The sequence below is a fragment of the Roseivirga thermotolerans genome (assembly GCF_014653175.1).
GTDB classification, from domain to species: Bacteria; Bacteroidota; Bacteroidia; order Cytophagales; family Cyclobacteriaceae; genus Roseivirga; species Roseivirga thermotolerans.
This window is the reverse complement of the sequence record NZ_BNAG01000001.1, coordinates 988,073-1,004,433: the sequence shown is the minus strand read 5'-3', so window position 1 is coordinate 1,004,433 and position 16,361 is coordinate 988,073. Positions and strand designations below refer to the sequence as shown.

Here is a 16,361-nt window from a genome sequence, read left to right as displayed (position 1 = left end):
AGTAGTTTTAGTTAAATCTTTGTTTCGTGAACCAGGTAATATCCTGAAGGGAGAAACCAAGGTTCAAGGTTACATAATTCTCTCTTATGAGTCCAACCGTTGATATATTTCCGCGCTGACCAAGAGTAGCACCGAAGTTAACATGCGACAAACCCCAGAAAGAAGTAAGTGGCAAAGATACTCCAAAATTTATACCAACATCGTTAACTGACTCATTATTAACAAGAAACGGTGTTTTCTCATAATGGAACCCAAACCTAAAACTGGAAACATTCAGTAATTTTGAGGGCTGATCGAAGTTTGGAATGAATTCTCCACCAAATGCCACTCGCATAGATTTGCCATAATAAGACTCTGCCAATCCGTCACGATTCCGATAATCATTCCAATCCTGAAGCTGCACATCGAGCCCGATAGTTAGTTTTCTGAACTTCTCATAAGAGATACCAAAACCCATTCGCTCAGGAATGGTAATAGTTCTGTTCAGGTTTTTGTCATAAACCAATGTATCCGAACTGGTCAGATTTCCGCTGTTGGTCTCGTTTTCGAACGTAACGAGTGTGGTTTGTTTAATATCTACTGCCGGATTGTAGTAAGCTCCGATATGTATTCCCGAATTATCTGAAATGCGCAAGTCGTAAAGTAAGCCTACTGAAGGAGCTAACTCGCTAAAGCTTCTTCTTTCCTTAACTATAGTGGTGGCAAAGTTGGTGTTTACGTTTTGTAAGGTAAACCTATCTTCATTGTTTATTGAACCATAATAGTAGGTGGCCTTGAGGCCCAAAGTGAAATTGCCCAAACTCACAGAAGAGGAAAGGTTAATCTGATCGATACCTCCAACTCCCGACACATCTACCAGGGTTGTTCCCCCCTCCGGACCGTTTTGTTGCTGTACAAAGCCGTAGCTCACACTTGAATATGGATTTAAGGAGAGGCCAACGTTCCAGCGATTATAAATAAGAGGCATGCTAAGGCCAAAATCTTTGAACCCACCGGTCATGGTGCTGTAAGAGCTCTGCCCGTTGGTAATACTTCTATAGTCTAAAGCAGTTCCAAGCTGAAAAACCGCTTCAGCGTTGGTTCCCAGCAAAGCCGGGTTCAGGTCGTTAAAGAAAAACTTGGAGTTGTTACTAATACCCAGACCACCCATGGCCGCATTGTGGGCATAGCCCGACCAGTTGAGACTTCCGACACCAAAGACCGAATAGCTCGACTGATCTACCTGGGCCACAGCAGATTGCCAGGTAAATAAGCCAACAAATGAGGCCAACAATATGCTTCTGGCCTTTGATATTACACCCCTAATCACAGTAGATTCCAACATGCACAATTTTGAGGGTTACAAAGATGTCGGTTTTTCAATTAGATTCAAATGTTTTCCCATTCACTGACCACATAAGAGCCTCTTTGCCAACATTTTTAACAAAAATTGAGAAGCGCAATCGATTTCACCCCCTCCTCAACCACCGCTTTTCATAAAATCGTACCACTCGAATTACCTTGGGAACCAACTTTCAAAAAAAAACCGTTAATGGGGTTTAATTTCCGACTCAACCAAAATTCCTATTGAAAAACTACTACCGCATTATTGGCACAATGTCTGGCACTTCTTTGGATGGCCTGGACATGGCTCTGGCCACTTTTGAACGTGAAAATCCTGAAAGTGCATGGAGCTTTAGCATTGAAAAAACCCAAACAGTTCCTTACTCCAAAGAGCTGAAAGAAGCTTTAAAACATGCAATTAGCTACTCATCTGACCAGATCATACGTCTGGACTGGCAGTTGGGCGAGTTTATGGCAATGGCAATACAGCGGTTTAAATACGGTGTTGGACCGGTAGATTTTGTGGCCTCTCATGGACACACAATTTTTCATCAGCCGGATAAAGGGGTTACTCTGCAAATTGGGTCGGCACAAAAAATTCAGGTCATTACAGGCCTCCCCGTTGTCAACAACTTTAGGCAGGCCGATGTAAAAGCCGGGGGGCAGGGTGCTCCACTCGTACCTATAGGCGACAGGGATTTGTTCGGAGATTTCGACAGTGCTCTTAACCTGGGAGGAATTGCCAACATATCTTTCGATTACCAGGGCCAGCGAATAGCTTATGATATATGCCCCTTTAACATGGCGCTCAACGAATTGGCGAGCCAATTGGGTCACGAGTTTGACTATGCCGGAAGAATGGCTGCCTCCGGCACTGTAAATAGCAGCTTGTTGGAGAGGCTCAACCAGATAGAATACCTTAAAAAGCCATGGCCAAAATCATTAGGACTGGAAGATTACAGGGCATTCTGGAAGCCTGAACTGGACCACTCCGATGTCCGCATAGAAGACAAGCTGGCCACTTGTGTAATTCATGCCGTAGAACAAATTGGAGCAGCATTGAATCAATTTGACAAAAAACGTGTATTGATAACCGGTGGTGGCACTTACAACCGCCACTTCATTGAATCACTTCAGCAATATTGTAGCAACTGCGAGATAGTGATTCCGGAAAAAACCGTGATAGAGTTTAAGGAGGCTTTGGTTTTTGCCTACCTGGGACTTCTGCGTGTGGAGGGCCAGCCGAACTGTCTGGCCTCAGTTACGGGAGCAAGAAATGATGTATTGGGCGGAGATTTAATTGGTTTCTAACTGGACTTTGCAATTATTTCATCTGCTCATAACAAGGATTATCAATTCCTGAATTATCTTACCCGCCACATTGCGCTGGTTTGAATATTAGACTAACTAAATTATTTTAGCGGCTCACACTGACTTTCATGAGAAACACTATCTATCTGATCTTACTAAGTATCTGTCTGGGACTTCTTGTACCTACGCATTCGTTAAGAGCAGATAGTGATACGCCCAAAGAAAGCGTGGTTCTCCTGCAAGATTCTTCCCATGGAGACCAATCGATTGAATCGGCCGATGCACATGCTATAGGTTCCGAAGAACATCATGAAGAAGCCCCTCCGGGCTGGTCGGTTATTCCTTTCGTATTGTTGCTGGGTATGATTGCCACCGGACCGCTCTTTTACGAGCACTTCTGGCACAAAAACTATCCTATAGTGGCCGTAAGTCTGGCTGCCATTGTGGTTTTATATTATTTATTTGGGCTGCACAACACCCATGCACCGGTTCATGCTTTGGCTGAATATGTTCAGTTTATTGCCCTCCTGTCTTCTTTGTATATCGCCTCAGGCGGAATAATGATTAAGGTAGACAAGCAGGCTACTCCCATGGCCAATGTTGCTTTGTTGCTAATTGGAGCCGTTATCTCCAACTTTATAGGAACCACAGGAGCTTCCATGCTTCTTATAAGACCTTTCATTCGGTTGAATCAGGGACGCATAAGACCTTACCATATCATCTTCTTCATTTTTATAGTAAGTAATATTGGTGGAGCGCTAACACCCATTGGAGACCCTCCACTGTTTCTTGGGTTCCTGAAAGGGGTTCCTTTCATGTGGACTGTAGAACACAACCTGCTACCATGGGCCGCAGCCCTGGCCATTCTGGCGGTAATATTCTATTTGTTCGATAAGCGCAACACCGACCTTGAGCTGGACGAAGATGTAGAGTTTAGTGGAAAGACCAGTATAGTGGGAGGTAAGAACTTCATTTGGCTTGCCATAGTAATTGCCTCCGTATTTCTGGATCCAAACGTAATTGATGGTGTTCCTGCCATTGTTTATGACGGCCAAAAGTTCTCTTTCCTCCGAGAGCTTATTATGTTCTCCGTTGGTTTCTTCTCCTACAAATTTGCGGATAAGAAGGCCATTGATGGAAACGAGTTTAATTTTGAGCCAATAAGAGAAGTTGCATTCATTTTCATAGGCATTTTTGGTACAATGATGCCTGCTCTGGCTCTTGTTTCAGAGTTTGCACAGTCAGAATCTGGTGCAGCCCTTATTGGAGCCAATAGTCTCTACTGGGGCACAGGCTTTTTGTCGGGCTTTCTGGACAACGCCCCTACGTACTTGAACTTTCTGGCAGCCGCTCTAGCCTCGCAGGGTGGAGATATTAGTGTAATAACCGATGTGCAGGCCTATGCTGCCGGAGGCATTTATCCGGACTCTGTAATTAACCTAAAAGCAATAGCTGTTGGAGCCGTTTTCTTTGGCGCAATGACCTATATAGGCAACGGGCCAAACTTTATGGTAAAATCTATTGCTGAGCAGACGGGTATTCATATGCCTTCTTTCTTTGGCTATATTCTGCGGTATTCCGTTCCCATACTCATCCCCATCTTTGTGGTTATCTGGCTTATTTTCTTTGTGCTATAAGTTTACAATCCGGCCATTGCTGATTGGCTAAAAAGAGCCAAAGTAAAATATTTCGAACCACCAGCTTCGAAAAGAAGTATTACTAATTATTATGGGTAGCTTATACTACGACCTTATTCTAAGCGGGCTCACTTATGTACTGCTTACTTACCTAACCTTTACACTTATGAGAAGACGAAAGCGTTCTGATTCTAATGGTGATGAGGGAGGAATTAATTGGGAGGAGGGGCCACAGATAGATTTACCTCCCGGAGTTGTTTGGCCAACAGGCCCTCCTGACTCTGAACCACCAAAGAAGCAGCTAAAAAAAGAAGAGTTGGTTTACTGATTACATTTATTGCAAACCCCGGAAACCAAGTAATTGCTTTCCAGAGCCTCGAAGCCGGCAGGCAACTTTACCTCGGGTATATCTACCAACTCCAAACAGGTGGTTTCATCACACTCCTGGCATTTAAAGTGGATATGATTGTGCTTGTGGGAATCTTCAGAGCATTCATCATGACACAAGGCATATCGGGTAGCACCACTATCGTCAAGTACTTTATGAATAAGTCCCTTGTCCATAAAAGATTTTAGGGTTCGGTAAATGGTTACCCTGTCGTACTTGCCATCAATTTCTGTTTCAATATCGCTATGGCTTATAGCCACCTGCTTATCTAGAAAAACAGAAATAACATCGCCTCTACTTTGCGTGAGTCTTAATGAATGGCTCTTCAGCAGTTTTTTTACTTCGCTATCCACGATCTAAATATAAAGATTGACAGTAAGATAAGCCTATTTTGAATAAAATGGTTCTCAGTTCTTGTCACGCTTTTTGAACAGCCGCCCCATACGCTGCACAAACTGTTTCTCCCAGTTCCAGAAAAAAGCAAACTGTCCGAAAATAAACCCATAAATAAGAATCAATACCTGATAAAGCGGAAAGATGAGCACTATATATAAAAGCACTCCCCAAAACCCGGTAATGTGCTCAAAGCCCACCAAATCAAAGATAAATGGCTTGAGGAAAAGCACTGTTGAGCCGGTGAAGGCAAAAACGATGAGCACCATTACGGTTTGAAAGATGGAGTTGAGACCCCACTTATTCTGCATTTTTTCTAAGAAACTCCTCTGCGACATTGGCTCGGTTTAAAGGGCAAATTTATAAAAGCCCCAAGGTTTCTCATGCCGTAATTTTAAAAAGACTAAAAAAATACCTGAGGCGGTGGAATGACCAGCTTTAATTCAATAAATTGGAGCCTAATCTAATATTGCACCATGCAAGACCTCACCAAGTTTCAGCGAATGATTGTGGCGCTCGATTTGAGCCAAATGGATGTTTATTTACTGAAGTATGCCTCTATGGCGGTAAAGACTTTCGACATAGATGTAGTGTACTTTATGCATGTAACCACCAGTTTAGAACTGCCGGAAGAGATTCAGGAAAAATATGGCGACCTAATGGCACCCATAGATGAAACTCTGGAGCATGAAATGAATCAGGTTATTGAGCAGCATTTTGTAAAACCTGAAAACTGTGAGATTAAAAACATAGTGGTAGCCGGAAAGGTAACCGATGAGATTCTAAAACTGGCCAAAGTAAAAGTGGTAGACCTGGTGCTACTAGGAAGGAAAGAGAAGCTCGGAGGCTCAGGGCTCAACGCCAAAAAAATCGCTAAGTCCATTAGTGCCTCGGTGATTTTTGTTCCTGAAAACCCACCGCTAGAAATGAACAAGGTGATGGTTTCTATCGACTACTCCGATCACTCAAAAATGGCCTTCGAGATTGGCATTGCTCTGCAAAAAAAATCCGGAGCAAAACTACTGAGCAACCATGTTTATAAAGTGCCCACCGGTTACTACAAGTCAGGCAAGAGCTATGAGGAGTTTGCAGAAATAATGCTTGAAAACACCAAAAAAGAGTGTGAACGCTTCTTCAAAAAAATGAACCTGGAGGGTGTAGACTATGATCACACTTTTGCTCTGGACGATGACCCGCATCCGGCCGATAAAATATATAGAACAGGACTTGAGGAAAAGGTAGACCTCATTATCATTGGCTCAAAGGGAAGGTCCGGACCTGCTTCTGTACTCATTGGTTCGGTGGCAGAAAAACTTGTTGAAGAAGGAGACGACATGCCCATTATGATCATAAAAATGGGTAAAGAGAACATGAGCTTTCTGGAAGCCATTTTTAGAATATAACTAGCGCTAGCAGGCGGTTCGAACTAATAGGTTATAACCGCCTCTACCTCAAAATCAAGTACATCTTTTAAGTGCATTTCTTCATGCCCTTTGATTTTGAAACCACGCAAGTGGCCCGAATTCTTGTCCAGATACAGGGTAAGTTGCTTTGAGCTGTCGAAAATAACGTTGTGCTCACCGGTCACAATATCTACCTGCTCTAATTCTCCGTCCACATACAAACACTCCATAGTTTGCACAGCCTGTTTTGCCGATTTGGCTGTGTAAATAACCTTCTCATGGCCTTCTAAAAGGCTCAACGTCTCGCTAAAGTAGGCTCCCCTGTTACCCGGCATTGCAATATTCGCTGCCAGAAAAAGGCCCAACTGCCCCTTCCACTCGTCTTCATCGGCCGGCACAATGGTTATATGGTCTGTGTTACCGTCAGACGTTACCTTTTTCTCCAAGCCGGCCTTCACACTTAGTAAGTGTCGTATTTCATCGGCCAACAACTGTTCTATATTAAAGTAAGCCTCTTCTTTAGCAACAGGTTGTGGCTTTGGGTTGCACGAAAAGGCCCAAAAACAAAGAAATAGCACCAAAGAAACTCTCATAACAATAAGTCGCCTGTCATTTCTGCCGGAATGTCAATGCCCATAAGCTTGAGAATGGTTGGAGCCAGGTCGCCAAGCTTACCCTCCTTTAAAGCAGGCTTTAAATTGTTGTCTACGAGTATACAAGGTACCAGGTTGGTTGTATGAGCCGTATTGGGCGAACCATCAGGGTTAATCATTATGTCTGAATTCCCGTGGTCAGCAATTACAATGGAAGTATAACCGCTGTTTAATGCAGCCTGCAAAACATCTCCTGCACAAGCATCGACTGTCTCGCACGCCTTCACCGCAGCATTAAAGTCTCCGGTATGGCCTACCATATCTGCATTGGCAAAGTTCAGACAAATAAAGTCGGCTGTTTGTGCCTCAAGTTCAGGAATTATAGCCTCAGTAATAGCTTTTGCCGACATTTCAGGTTGCAAATCATAAGTAGCTACTTTTGGTGATGGGCACAGAATTCTTTTCTCTCCATTAAACTCCTTTTCTCTTCCTCCGCTAAAAAAGAAAGTTACATGAGGGTATTTTTCTGTTTCGGCTATTCTTATTTGCGTTTTTCCGGCACGCTCTAAAACCTCTCCCAGAGTATTGTTTAAGTTGTCTTTGTCGAAAATGACTTTAACTCCTTTAAAGGAATCGTCATAGTTGGTCATGGTCACATAGTGCAAGTTCATGCGACTCATTCCAAACTCAGGAAAGTCCGTTTGTGTGAGTGCCTGTGTAATCTGCCTTCCACGGTCGGTACGAAAGTTAAAGCAGATCACCACATCGTCCTCTTGTATGGTGGCCCCTGTAGCCATTGTTACAATGGGTTTTATGAACTCATCCGTTACTCCTGCTTGGTAAGATCTGTCAATAGCCTGCAGAAAATCATCTGTTTTCTCTCCTACACCATGGACCAGAGCGTCATAGGCAAGCTTAACCCGCTCCCAACGATTGTCTCTATCCATTGCATAGTACCTACCTACCACAGAGGCTAACCGCCCGGTGGTTTGTCTGGCATGGTTAAGAATATCGGCTATATAGGCTCTTCCCCCTTTAGGATCAGTATCACGGCCATCCGTAAACGCATGCAGGTACACCTCCTGAAGCTCATGTCTCGCACAAATGGTCATGAGGCCTTTCAGGTGATTAAGATGAGAATGAACTCCTCCATCGCTCACCAAACCCATTAAGTGTACTTTTTTATGGTTGGCTCTGGCATAAGATAAGGCCTCCTTCAACGTATCATTGTCTTGTAGAGTGCCTTCTTCTACAGCCTTATTGATTTTCACCAGATCTTGATATACTACTCTTCCGGCCCCAATGTTCATATGCCCTACTTCCGAATTGCCCATTTGTCCTTCGGGTAATCCTACTGCCAGACCAGAAGCTTCCAGAGTACTGTGGGCATAGGTTTCAAAGAGTTTATCCATTACCGGGGTTTTAGCTCGGTCTATAGCCGATACCGTTTTGTCTTGTGCCAGCCCCCAGCCGTCCAGAATCATCAATAAAACGCGTTTCTCCATGGCGGCAAATATAATTATTAAAGCCTGGTTTGTAAGTCCACACTCATTCTATTAATTTGATCGTTCTAAAGAACCAACCTATGATATCTGGCATTATTTTGGCATCATAGGAGTAAGTTCAAAAGACATGAAGACCTATCTAAAACACACTGTAGTAATACTGATGCTTTCACTTTCGCTACCACTTCTGGCGCAGGAAGAGTCTATTATCAGTAAAGTAGAAGGGGCTCTAAAAGCCAGCAGTTCTAAGGAACTCACCAAGCACCTCCATGAGAAGGTAGAAATTAAACTGGATGGTGATCGCAAAGAATACAGTGTCAATCAGGCTGAAATAATGCTAAAGCAATTCTTTCAGCAATACCCTTCAAAAGGCTTTGAGTTTATTCACGATGGTAATAACTCTTCTGGAGGCATCATTTATGCCATTGGCACCTATACTTCTTCAGGAGGGAGCCACAGAGTAGTTATTCGAGCCAAAAAGTTCAAAGACATCTACAAAGTATACCGTTTGGAATTTACCAAAGAACGATAAGTGCTTTTAGCTACCTTTGTTGCATGAGACCTCCTTATGTGACCGATGCCCTGCTCGATGATTTTATAACCCGCGCACTGAGCGAAGATCTTGGAGATGGTGATCATTCTACACTCTCTTGCATTCCTGCCAGCAGCGAACAATCGGCCTACCTGCTTGTGAAAGAGGCCGGAGTAATTGCCGGTATGGAATTGGCTCCGCTTGTTTTTCGAAAGTTAGACCCAAACATGCACATTGAAATGTTGGCCAAAGACGGTCAGCAAGTGGCCAAAGGCGATGTAATTATGCGCTTGCAAGGAAAAGTTCAGGCTATACTCTCCGGAGAACGTCTGCTTTTAAACTGCATGCAACGCATGAGTGGCATTGCCACCAAAACAGCTCAATTAAATTCGCTGATAGCGGGCACTGGAGCTAACCTTCTCGACACGAGAAAAACAACTCCAAACATGAGGATGCTGGAAAAATGGGCGGTACTCATTGGCGGAGGAGTAAACCACAGGTATGGTTTGTATGACATGATTATGCTCAAAGACAACCACATTGATTTTGCAGGAGGAATAACCCAGGCCGTTCGTGCCACTCAAAACTACCTGAAAAGCCAAAATCTCAACCTGAAAATCGAGGTGGAAACACGAAACCTGCAAGAAGTGAAAGAAGCAGTAGCCGTTGGTGGAGTAGATCGAATTATGCTGGACAATATGTCGGTTGAAGAAATGACAGAGGCCGTGAAATACATTGACGGACGCTCAGAGACAGAGGCATCCGGTGGAATTACTGAATCGTCCATTCGCCCGGTAGCAGAAACCGGAGTAGACTTTATTTCCGTTGGAGCTTTAACACACTCCATAAAGAGTTTAGACATCAGTCTTAAAGCAGAATAAGCATTGGCAAAGGGTAAGCGTAATTTTTTAGTTCTATTGATTGAAGCCTTAGTTTTGATCATTATGTTTGTGTTCCTTTTTCGACACTGTGTATAAAAGGACCAAATAATGATAGTTAAGACAAAGAAATACGCGCTCGATAAAAAGGCCTATATGCGCGCTGGCCTAAAAAATGTACTCAAAGATCAGTGGTGGGTTATACTTATTGCCTTGGCTATTTCGGCCATGACCTTTGTGGTTCCTTCTAACTGGTGGTGGATTGGTGCCCTTATTGCCCTCACCCTTTATGTGCTTTTCTGGGTAATTCAGTTTGCCGGTGTCACCCAGCTAGAGCAAAGCAAAATGCTTTTCGAAAAGCTCTCTTATGAAATTGACAGCCGTCAAATTCTGATCAAACTAAATAGCAAGCAGGGAATGCCTATGAAATGGGAGCAAATAAAGCGGGCCTGGATCGATAAAAATCAGATTGTGCTAGTGGTTAATAAAGCCCAATTAATGCTATTTCCACTAAACGTCTTCAAAACTCAAAACGAGATTAAATTCATAGAAACCATTCTCAAAAGAAAAGGGCTAATTAAAGAATAAGCCTTACTGCCTTTTCTATTTCAGAGACTTGCCGCCTGCTTTTAAGCCGGGAGCCTTATTCCCTTTCTCCACCTTTAGAGTGCTTTAACCACTGGCGAATATTTCATATCATCAGGTATTTAAGTGCCCTAAAAGAAAGTAGGCAGAAATTTATCGGCTTCAATGCGCTAAATTCGCCCTGTGAATCCACGCTACTACGTTGAAGGGCTGATCGCTGTTTTCATTTTTGGCATCACTCCGGTATTTATTAAAGAGGTTAGCGCCAATGCCTTTACCATTGGGGTGGTGAGACTATCGATAGGCATTGTGTTTCTCTATTTCCTTGCCCGACACTCCAACCTAAAGAAGTTGAACTTAAAAGAATGGAGGGCCCTGTTATGGATAGGCCTACTGTTTGGTGCTCACTGGGTCACTTATTTCATCAGTGTAAAAATGTCGACCCCATCGATGGCCATTTTAAGTGTCTCTTCTTTTGGAGTACATATGATATACCTTAACTGGTTAATTAAAGGGGTGAAACCACGGTTAACCGATGTTGCGGCTGTAATGATTGCCGTAGTCGGCATTTTCTTGATTATTCCCGACTTTGACCTTCAAAACGATGTAACTGCCGGCATTCTCATAGGACTATGCAGCGCGTTGTTTTTTGCCATACTTCCCTTTGTACAACAAAGGCATCAGCACATCGACTCCATGAGCAGAGCCTTCGGTCAGTACACCTTTGCCATGTTGGTTTTTCTTCTTTTTTCTGCAAAAACAAACTGGAACTTAACCCAAATCGATTGGGTTTATTTGGCCATTCTGGGTGTAATCTGCACAGTAGTGGCGCACACCTTGTGGCTAAGGGCCTCTACCATGTTACCGCCCACCAATACGAGCCTTATATTTTATTTAGGCTCGCCCATTGCCATGTTCACCAGTTATCTCTTTCTCAATGAAGAAATGAGTAGCTCAAAGCTTATTGGTGCCGGGCTCATTATTTCAGCCAATATTTTTGGGGTTCTTATGAGGAGGTCAGGTAAAAAAAGACCTGCCTGAACTTAGGCAGAAAACACCTGCAAAATCCCAAAATAAACTACAAAACCTCGGCCAGGTACCTGGCGGTGTGGTTTTCGTCTTTTATGGCCAGCATATCTTCAGGCGTGCCGGCAAAGCAAACACGACCTCCCAATTCTCCCCCTTCAGGCCCCAGATCAATAATCCAGTCGGCACACTTAATCACCTCTGTGTTGTGTTCAATAATTAATACTGAATTGCCCTGCTCTATAAGGGCATTGATGGAATGCATGAGTTTACTGATATCGTGAAAGTGTAGCCCGGTGGTGGGTTCATCGAAAATGAAGAGAATATGGTCTTTACTGGCTCCCTTTCCTTTACCCAGAAAATAAGCCAGCTTTACACGCTGAGCTTCTCCACCACTCAGTGAATTGGAAGACTGCCCCAATCTTATATAACCCAAACCCACCTCTTGCAAAGGAGCCAGTTTATTGATGATCGATTTCTCATTCTTAAAAAACTCCATGGCATCATCTATGGTCATGTCTAACACCTCAGCAATACTCTTTTCGTGGTACTTCACTTCTAAGATTTCTTGCTTGAAACGTTGCCCCTTGCAACTTTCGCAGGTTAGGTGAATATCGGCCATAAACTGCATTTCAATCTTCACAACACCTTCACCCTGACAGGTTTCACAACGCCCCCCGTCTACATTGAACGAAAAGAAAGCCGGCTTGTAGTTTCTTTGTTTCGCCAGAGGCTGATCTGTAAATAACTGCCTAATGGCATCGTAGGCCTTCACATAGGTAACCGGGTTTGATCTTGACGATTTACCAATGGGGTTTTGGTCTACAAATTCTATTTGGGTTACTTTCTTTAGACTTCCCTCCAGGCTTTCCATTTTACCGGTTTGTTCGCCCACAGTACCCAGCATTTTTCCCAATGCAGGGTATAATATTCGCTTAATAAGGGTAGACTTTCCGGAACCACTCACCCCCGTAACCACAGTAAGCACACCCAGGGGTATTTCTACATCTATGTTTTTAAGGTTATTCTCTCGGGCTCCTTTTATCAGCAATTTGTCGTTCCATCTTCTACGTTGCCCAGGCACTTCCATACGGTCTGTACCATTGAGAAAGCGAGCCGTATGAGTAGTTGCATGCTCCATCAGTTCATTGAGCGAGCCCTGAAAAACCAGCTCTCCTCCATTCGATCCGGCATTGGGGCCAATATCAATTATCTGATCGGCCGCCTGCATCACCTTTTCTTCATGTTCAACCACCACTACCGTATTGCCTAAATCCCTCAATGATTTAAGTACAGATATTAGCCTGTCGGTATCTCGCGGATGTAACCCTATGCTCGGCTCATCGAGGATATACATTGAGCCCACTAAAGCACTGCCAAGCGATGTAGCCAATTTTATGCGCTGAAACTCCCCTCCTGAAAGGGTATTTGTTAGCCTGTTCAGTGTGAGGTAACCAAGACCTACCCTTTGCAGGTAGTCTACCCGGTTAACAATCTCTTTTATGAGTCTTCCGGCAACTTTCTGTTCATAAGCCGTAAGGCTTAGCTCATTAAAGAATAGAGCCACACGCTCTATGGGCAGCAACACCAAATCAGTGATAGACTTGCCGCCAACCTTTACATAGGCTGCATCTCCGCGCAATCGGGTTCCTTTACATTCCGGACAATCCGTTCTTCCCCTGTACCTGGAAAGCATAACCCGGTATTGGATTTTATGGGTCTTCGATTCGAGATAATCGAAGAACTTGTTGAGCCCTTTGAAGTATTTATTACCTGTCCAAAGCAACTCTTGTTCGGCTTCTGTAAGCTCATTGTAGCTTCGGTGAATCGGAAAGTCAAATTCTATTCCATGCTTTAGCAATGGCTGAAGCCACTTTTTCATGGTTTCACTTCGCCAGGGGGCAATGGCTCCTTCGAAAACAGAAAGTGTTTTATCGGGAATTACCAAGTCTGGGTCAATGCCCAAAATCTTTCCAAACCCTTCGCAGCGCTTGCAGGCCCCATAAGGGTTATTGAAGGTAAAGAGGTTGACACTCGGCTCTTCGAACAGCATACCATCAGCTTCAAACCGATCGGAGAAGGCATATCGCTTATCTCCGGGAATTTCAATGATACAATCTCCCTGGCCTTCGAACAGTGCGGTTTGAACTGAGTCACTGAAACGGAACTGTGAATCTTCATCGTGCTGAACGATTCCCCTGTCTATGAGTATTTCAATCTCATTTTCAATAAGCTGGTCCGGTTTTTCGAGCAATTCTTCAATAAATCGTGGTTCACCGGAATATATTACTCTGGTGTATCCCTTTTGAAGTAGAATATTGAGCTCTTCTTCTAAGGTTCTTTCTTCTTTGGTAATAAGGGGGCAAAGAATCATGAGCCTGGTACCCTCCTCTTTGGAAAGGATAAACTCTACTATACTGGTTACGCTATCGCGCTGAACCTCCTGCCCACTAATGGGCGAAATAGTCTTGCCAATACGTGCAAAAAGCAGTTTAAGGTAATCGTAAATTTCGGTGGTTGTTCCTACGGTAGACCTGGGGTTTCTGCTACTTACTTTTTGCTCTATGGCAATTGCCGGAGAAACTCCTTTGATATAATCTACCTCGGGCTTCTCCATTCTCCCCAAAAACTGGCGAGCATAACTACTCAAACTTTCCACATACATGCGCTGACCTTCCGCAAAAAGAGTATCGAAGGCCAAAGACGATTTTCCGGAACCCGAAAGACCGGTAACCACTACCAGCTTGTTTCTTGGAATGGCTACACTTAGGTTTTTGAGATTATTTACTCTTGCTCCCTTTATGACAATGAACTCTTTGGGATCGAGCTGGTCGATAGGGGTTTGGGCTAAAGCAGTTGTTGTAGACATGAGATTGCAAAGATAACAGAGCCAGCAACTTAAATGTTGCTCAATGGCCGACTCTTTATTCCGAATTTAATAAAGGTGTTCTGGCACAATCATTGAGGATAATTTGGCGCACAGAATTTTCTCAGTTGTAAAAATAAAACGAAAGAACTAGTTAACGAATTTGCTTTGTTTTTAACTTTTAATACATTTGAGTTTAGTTCTAAGTAATTAATGTCTAACCCTAACCAGCACAATATGATATAAACCTCTACGTTAACCTAACATTAAGAACATGAGGAAATATACTGTAAGCGATAGCCAACTAATATCGCAGTATAAAAATGGTAACGAAGAGGCATTTTCTACGCTGGTCAATCGTCACAAGAAAAAGATTTACACCACCATTTATCTGATCGTAAAGGATCAGTATTTGGCAGAAGACCTTATGCAAGAGGTATTTGTTAAGGTGGTTAAAACGGTCAAAAGTGGCCGGTACAACGAGGAGGGAAAGTTTCTCCCTTGGGTAACCCGAATAGCCCACAACCTGGCGATTGATAACTTCCGAAAAGCAAAACGTTACCCAACCATAGTCATGGAAGATGGCAGTAGCGTGTTCAACACACTGGAATTTTCAGAAGACTCTATGGAGTCTAAACAGATAAAACAAGATACTCATGCTTTGCTACGCGATTTGATTAAAGAATTGCCCGATGCTCAGCGTGAGGTTTTAATGATGAGGCATTATATGCAAATGAGCTTTCAGGAAATTGCCGACTCCACAGGGGTTAGCATCAATACTGCTTTGGGTCGTATGCGCTATGCTCTCATAAACCTGAGAAAAAAGATGGACAAAAAGAATGTTGCCTATGATCAAAACCTTTACCCAAGATGACCTAGTACGTTACATTTATCAAGAAACCTCTGAGGAGGAAAATGCTGAAATACTAAGCGCTATGCTTTTCGATGATGAGTTAGCTCAAAACTTTCAGGGTATGTTAGACATTGTGTCTGAATTAGACAGTGCCATGAAAACACCTTCTGACAAAGCTATTGACGCTATTACCAGTTATTCCAAATCATTCCACCTTCATTCCGTTGAATAGCTTATTTTAGCGGAATGACAAGGAAAGAAAGGTACGAGGCATTTGTAACTTACTTTAAAGAAAATCAGCCGCAGGCTGAAACTGAATTGAACTACAGCAACCCGTTTGAATTACTGGTTGCTGTTGTTTTATCGGCCCAATGCACCGATAAGCGTATAAATATGGTTACCCCTAAGCTGTTTGCCGATTTTCCTACTCCGGAACACCTGGCGGCTTCCAGTTTCGATGAACTCTTTCCTTACATTAAGTCTGTTTCTTACCCCAACAATAAAACAAAGCACTTGCTCGGGCTGGGCAAGATGCTGGTAGAGCAATTCGATTCACAAATACCCAGCACCATTGAAGATCTTCAGAAACTACCCGGAGTTGGAAGAAAAACAGCCAACGTAATTACTTCGGTCATCTGGAACCAACCTTCCATGGCGGTCGATACGCACGTGTTTCGAGTTTCAAAACGACTTGGGCTTGTAAACCAAAACGCCTCTACTCCTCTTGCCGTTGAAAAACAACTGGTAAAACACTTAGACAAGGAGGTAATACCACTGGCTCATCATTGGCTCATTTTGCATGGAAGGTATACCTGCCTGGCTCGGAAGCCCAAATGTGACGAGTGCCACCTCACTCACTTTTGCCGTTACTTCGAGAAGAAGGAAAACATTTTGCGATAGCAATTTTTCGTAAGTTTAGGATAGTGTTTAATTCTTTTGATCAAGCCCTTCGACAAGCGAGATTTTTGCCCCAGCTCAAAGTCGGCTTGTCGGCAGACAGGCATGGAGAGTTTAGGTTGAATACTCGTTTTGGGAATTAAAAGGTTAAAAAAGCTGATTGGATCGAAA

At 43.4% G+C, this 16,361-nt stretch carries 17 protein-coding genes; 11 read left to right on the top strand and 6 right to left on the bottom strand.

What is annotated here, in order from left to right; translation table 11 throughout:
* Positions 1-7 precede the first annotated feature (7 nt).
* Complete coding sequence (gene bamG / locus IE164_RS04265; RefSeq protein WP_189628936.1) at positions 8-1,324, bottom strand: BamG family beta-barrel-assembly machinery protein; 1,317 nt, start codon at positions 1,322-1,324, stop codon at positions 8-10.
* Between the two features lie 242 nt (positions 1,325-1,566).
* Between bamG and IE164_RS04260 the strand changes: the two genes are divergently transcribed.
* The 3 genes from IE164_RS04260 (at position 1,567) to IE164_RS04250 (ending at position 4,599) form a co-directional block, all read left to right on the top strand.
* Positions 1,567-2,634, top strand: a complete 1,068-nt coding sequence (locus IE164_RS04260; protein ID WP_189628935.1) for an anhydro-N-acetylmuramic acid kinase — start codon at positions 1,567-1,569, stop codon at positions 2,632-2,634.
* Positions 2,635-2,762: 128 nt separating this feature from the next.
* On the top strand, positions 2,763-4,271 hold the full coding sequence (locus tag IE164_RS04255) for a sodium:proton antiporter (RefSeq protein ID WP_189628934.1): 1,509 nt from the start codon (positions 2,763-2,765) through the stop codon (positions 4,269-4,271).
* 91 nt (positions 4,272-4,362) lie between these two features.
* Positions 4,363-4,599, top strand: coding sequence for a hypothetical protein (locus IE164_RS04250; RefSeq protein ID WP_189628933.1), 237 nt, complete (start codon positions 4,363-4,365; stop codon positions 4,597-4,599).
* Here IE164_RS04250 and IE164_RS04245 read toward each other — a convergent pair.
* Together IE164_RS04245 and IE164_RS04240 are read right to left on the bottom strand one after the other, a co-directional pair.
* Positions 4,593-5,012, bottom strand: a complete 420-nt coding sequence (locus IE164_RS04245) for a Fur family transcriptional regulator (protein WP_189628932.1) — start codon at positions 5,010-5,012, stop codon at positions 4,593-4,595. The two genes, IE164_RS04250 and IE164_RS04245, sit on opposite strands and share 7 nt — an antisense overlap.
* A gap of 54 nt (positions 5,013-5,066) precedes the next feature.
* On the bottom strand, positions 5,067-5,363 hold the full coding sequence (locus tag IE164_RS04240; RefSeq protein ID WP_229838518.1) for a DUF6787 family protein: 297 nt from the start codon (positions 5,361-5,363) through the stop codon (positions 5,067-5,069).
* 165 nt (positions 5,364-5,528) lie between these two features.
* Between IE164_RS04240 and IE164_RS04235 the strand changes: the two genes are divergently transcribed.
* Positions 5,529-6,455 carry a universal stress protein gene (locus IE164_RS04235; protein ID WP_189628930.1) on the top strand — a complete coding sequence of 309 codons (927 nt, stop codon included), beginning with the start codon at positions 5,529-5,531 and terminating at the stop codon, positions 6,453-6,455.
* Between the two features lie 23 nt (positions 6,456-6,478).
* Here the strand turns inward: IE164_RS04235 and IE164_RS04230 are convergent, their stop codons facing one another.
* Positions 6,479-7,048, bottom strand: a complete 570-nt coding sequence (locus IE164_RS04230) for a hypothetical protein (RefSeq protein ID WP_189628929.1) — start codon at positions 7,046-7,048, stop codon at positions 6,479-6,481.
* Positions 7,045-8,553 (bottom strand): 2,3-bisphosphoglycerate-independent phosphoglycerate mutase, encoded by a 1,509-nt coding sequence (gene gpmI, locus IE164_RS04225; RefSeq protein WP_189628928.1) that lies wholly within the window; start codon positions 8,551-8,553, stop codon positions 7,045-7,047. The genes IE164_RS04230 and gpmI overlap by 4 nt, the downstream gene beginning before the upstream one ends.
* A gap of 127 nt (positions 8,554-8,680) precedes the next feature.
* On the opposite strand from gpmI, the gene IE164_RS04220 reads away from it, so the two are divergent.
* From IE164_RS04220 to IE164_RS04205, 4 genes are all read left to right on the top strand, one after another.
* A complete protein-coding gene (locus tag IE164_RS04220) occupies positions 8,681-9,085 on the top strand; it encodes a DUF4783 domain-containing protein (protein WP_189628927.1) in 405 nt (134 codons plus the stop codon).
* Between the two features lie 23 nt (positions 9,086-9,108).
* Entirely contained in the window at positions 9,109-9,966 is an 858-nt protein-coding gene (gene nadC / locus IE164_RS04215; protein WP_189628926.1) for a carboxylating nicotinate-nucleotide diphosphorylase, read from the top strand.
* A gap of 108 nt (positions 9,967-10,074) precedes the next feature.
* Positions 10,075-10,551, top strand: a complete 477-nt coding sequence (locus tag IE164_RS04210) for a YcxB family protein (RefSeq protein WP_189628925.1) — start codon at positions 10,075-10,077, stop codon at positions 10,549-10,551.
* Positions 10,552-10,731: 180 nt separating this feature from the next.
* Positions 10,732-11,589, top strand: a complete 858-nt coding sequence (locus IE164_RS04205) for a DMT family transporter (RefSeq protein WP_189628924.1) — start codon at positions 10,732-10,734, stop codon at positions 11,587-11,589.
* A gap of 37 nt (positions 11,590-11,626) precedes the next feature.
* Here IE164_RS04205 and uvrA read toward each other — a convergent pair whose 3' ends face one another.
* Positions 11,627-14,443, bottom strand: a complete 2,817-nt coding sequence (gene uvrA, locus IE164_RS04200) for an excinuclease ABC subunit UvrA (protein ID WP_189628923.1) — start codon at positions 14,441-14,443, stop codon at positions 11,627-11,629.
* A 271-nt stretch (positions 14,444-14,714) separates the two neighbouring features.
* Here uvrA and IE164_RS04195 point away from each other — a divergent pair, with 271 nt between their 5' ends.
* Genes IE164_RS04195 through nth form a run of 3 tightly spaced genes read left to right on the top strand, consistent with a single transcriptional unit; the run spans position 14,715 to position 16,193 of the window.
* A complete protein-coding gene (locus IE164_RS04195; protein WP_189628922.1) occupies positions 14,715-15,314 on the top strand; it encodes an RNA polymerase sigma factor in 600 nt (199 codons plus the stop codon).
* Positions 15,289-15,525 carry a hypothetical protein gene (locus tag IE164_RS04190; protein ID WP_189628921.1) on the top strand — a complete coding sequence of 79 codons (237 nt, stop codon included), beginning with the start codon at positions 15,289-15,291 and terminating at the stop codon, positions 15,523-15,525. The genes IE164_RS04195 and IE164_RS04190 overlap by 26 nt, the downstream gene beginning before the upstream one ends.
* A gap of 14 nt (positions 15,526-15,539) precedes the next feature.
* Entirely contained in the window at positions 15,540-16,193 is a 654-nt protein-coding gene (nth, locus tag IE164_RS04185) for an endonuclease III (protein WP_189628920.1), read from the top strand.
* The last annotated feature ends 168 nt before the right edge of the window (positions 16,194-16,361 follow it).

Excerpts from the sequence above, each read along its gene's own strand:
- IE164_RS04235 (WP_189628930.1), top strand. The coding sequence starts at position 5,529 with ATGCAAGACCTCACCAAGTTTCAGCGAATGATTGTGGCGCTCGATTTG.
- IE164_RS04230 (WP_189628929.1), bottom strand. The coding sequence starts at position 7,048 with ATGAGAGTTTCTTTGGTGCTATTTCTTTGTTTTTGGGCCTTTTCGTGC.
- IE164_RS04210 (WP_189628925.1), top strand. The coding sequence starts at position 10,075 with ATGATAGTTAAGACAAAGAAATACGCGCTCGATAAAAAGGCCTATATG.
- IE164_RS04190 (WP_189628921.1), top strand. The coding sequence starts at position 15,289 with ATGATCAAAACCTTTACCCAAGATGACCTAGTACGTTACATTTATCAA.
- gpmI (WP_189628928.1), bottom strand. The coding sequence starts at position 8,553 with ATGGAGAAACGCGTTTTATTGATGATTCTGGACGGCTGGGGGCTGGCA.
- IE164_RS04195 (WP_189628922.1), top strand. The coding sequence starts at position 14,715 with ATGAGGAAATATACTGTAAGCGATAGCCAACTAATATCGCAGTATAAA.
- bamG (WP_189628936.1), bottom strand. The coding sequence starts at position 1,324 with ATGTTGGAATCTACTGTGATTAGGGGTGTAATATCAAAGGCCAGAAGC.
- nadC (WP_189628926.1), top strand. The coding sequence starts at position 9,109 with ATGAGACCTCCTTATGTGACCGATGCCCTGCTCGATGATTTTATAACC.
- nth (WP_189628920.1), top strand. The coding sequence starts at position 15,540 with ATGACAAGGAAAGAAAGGTACGAGGCATTTGTAACTTACTTTAAAGAA.
- IE164_RS04250 (WP_189628933.1), top strand. The coding sequence starts at position 4,363 with ATGGGTAGCTTATACTACGACCTTATTCTAAGCGGGCTCACTTATGTA.
- IE164_RS04255 (WP_189628934.1), top strand. The coding sequence starts at position 2,763 with ATGAGAAACACTATCTATCTGATCTTACTAAGTATCTGTCTGGGACTT.
- uvrA (WP_189628923.1), bottom strand. The coding sequence starts at position 14,443 with ATGTCTACAACAACTGCTTTAGCCCAAACCCCTATCGACCAGCTCGAT.
- IE164_RS04220 (WP_189628927.1), top strand. The coding sequence starts at position 8,681 with ATGAAGACCTATCTAAAACACACTGTAGTAATACTGATGCTTTCACTT.
- IE164_RS04240 (WP_229838518.1), bottom strand. The coding sequence starts at position 5,363 with ATGCAGAATAAGTGGGGTCTCAACTCCATCTTTCAAACCGTAATGGTG.